Here is a 2,139-nt window from a genome sequence, read left to right on the forward strand (position 1 = left end):
AACTGCGAGCCCGAGGCGTACTCGGCACGCGCCCGGCCGCGCCCCCGTCCCCGCGGCGGACCCTCGGAACCGGCGGCCACGCCGACGAGGGAATCGGCTGAGATCTACTTCTTTCCCGGCTGGGCCAGTTCAGCCCAGAGTTCCCTTTCACGTTCTCTTGCATCATTCCTTGCACTATCTGTTGCCCTCTCTTTCCGTGGCGTCGTGTGTTTATGCAGGTCACCATGCTGTAAAGGCGTGGTCGGGGTGCTGACATCCCCTCTGCGCACCCCCCTGCCGCCCGACTACCGAAATGGAGAGGGTGGGGGCGGGGCGGGCGGAGCGCCTCGGGGATCGGCGGCCGGCCAGTCCCTCTCGCGCGTCGGCGGGGCCGCGCGCGCCGGTGCCTGCACCCCGGGCCGGGGCGGCTGACGTTCGCGGCTCAGGGGGGTGTAGCGGTTCTGGGGCGTCAGGCGCCTGAAGCTGGAGTCTCGCAAGGCGGGGACGCAACCCTAGTGATCCCCGACTCTGTCACGGAGTGATCAAACCGGCCCCAGGTCGCCCTGCCACGCGACAGGCTCACCATCGTGCCTCGCCTCTTCCAGCGCCGCCCTACGCCCCAGGGGCGCCATACACCGAACCTCTGGCCGGTGTGGCTCGTCGCCCCCGTCGCCCTGATCCTCGTCAGCCTGGCCGCCTTCGGCCTCTACCAGGGCGCGGACGCTCTCCTCACCTCCCACCACACGGGCAAGAAGCCAGTCGACGTCCAGGACATCATCAAGGTCACCGTCACAATCCTCACCCTCGTCGGTGCCGTCCTCGCCGGCCTGTACGCCTACCGCAAGCAACTCCTTGAAGAAGGCGCCTCCCACCGCGCGGACGCGACACAACTCGCCGAGCGCTACGCGAAGGCGGCGGAGCAACTCGGCCACGAGCAAGCCGCAGTCCGCCTCGCGGGCGTGTACTCAATGGCGCGCCTGGCCGACGACTGGCCCGAACAGCGACAGGTCTGCATCGACGTCCTCTGCGCCTACCTGCGCATGCCCTACGAAACCGACCCCACCGAGCCCGGGTTCAAACAGGGGGAGAAAGAAGTACGCCTTACGATCATCAGCACCATTCGAGACCGCCTCCAATACCCCAAGTCACCCACCACATGGTGCGGGTACAAGCTGGACTTCACCGGAGCCACCTTCGACGGCGGAGACTTCAGCGACGCGGCATTCTTCGGCGGCATGGTCGACTTCGGCGGTGCCGCGTTTTCCGGCGGCGCGGTCAACTTCGGCGAAGCCACGTTTTCCAGCGGCCTGGTCAATTTCAGAACCGCCACGTTTTCCGGCGGCACGGTCTACTTCGGCGGTGCCGCGTTTTCCGGCGGCATGGTCGACTTCTTCGGTGCCACGTTTTCCGGCGACACGGTCTACTTCGGCGGCGCCACGTTTTCCAGCGGCAGGGTCTACTTCGGCGGCGCCACGTTTTCCGGCGGCAGGGTCTACTTCGGCGGCGCCACGTTCTCCGGCGGCACAGTCGACTTCGGCGGTGCCGCGTTCTCCGGCGGCACAGTCGACTTCACAGGCGTAGAGGTTCATGCTGCTGCCGTCATCGACTGGGGTCCGTTCCCTGAGATCCCACCGAACCACCCCTGAGCTTGTAGCACTACAGGCCCATGAGCGCGCGTTCCCCCCCGCCGAAGCCCCTCCACACGGAGGGGAATTTCGTGTTTATCGGGCGAGATTGAGTGGGGATCCGTGCTGATTCCAGAAAAGAGCGGGTCCGGTTTTTGACGCACTTTCGGATTCCGAATCCAGCGCCTTCCCGGTGTTCAAGGGATTTCATTTCTGACGGTGGGTGAGTTCGGGGGAGTGGTTTTTGAGGGGCCGTGAGGTGGCTTAGGGGGTGCGTGCTGATTCCAGATCTCATCTGGGGTCATGTTTTGACGCACTGTCTGGGTGGTCATGGTGGGGGAGAGTTCCGGGCGTCCGGCCCGGTCCTCACGTTCCGCCACATCCCGTTCCGACCGAGCCACCCCCCACCTAGTCAACCGCCCGCGTAGCGGGCCCTGATCAGGCACGGAGTGGCTGATCGCATGGTTGGCGCGGAGCGTCGACCATGCCAAGGGTCACGGAGTGACCCGGCAACCCCGGGCCGCAGGCCCGTACC

General features: G+C 66.2%; 1 protein-coding gene. It reads left to right on the forward strand.

Annotated features, from left to right (window positions below):
* The first annotated feature begins 629 nt into the window (after positions 1-629).
* The gene (locus tag EES42_RS42460) at positions 630-1,625 is read left to right on the forward strand and encodes a pentapeptide repeat-containing protein (protein ID WP_124723530.1); all 996 of its coding nucleotides are present in this window, start codon (positions 630-632) and stop codon (positions 1,623-1,625) included.
* Positions 1,626-2,139 lie beyond the last annotated feature (514 nt).

The organism is Streptomyces sp. ADI95-17, assembly GCF_003846175.1.
In the GTDB taxonomy this organism is placed as follows: Bacteria; Actinomycetota; Actinomycetes; order Streptomycetales; family Streptomycetaceae; genus Streptomyces; species Streptomyces sanglieri.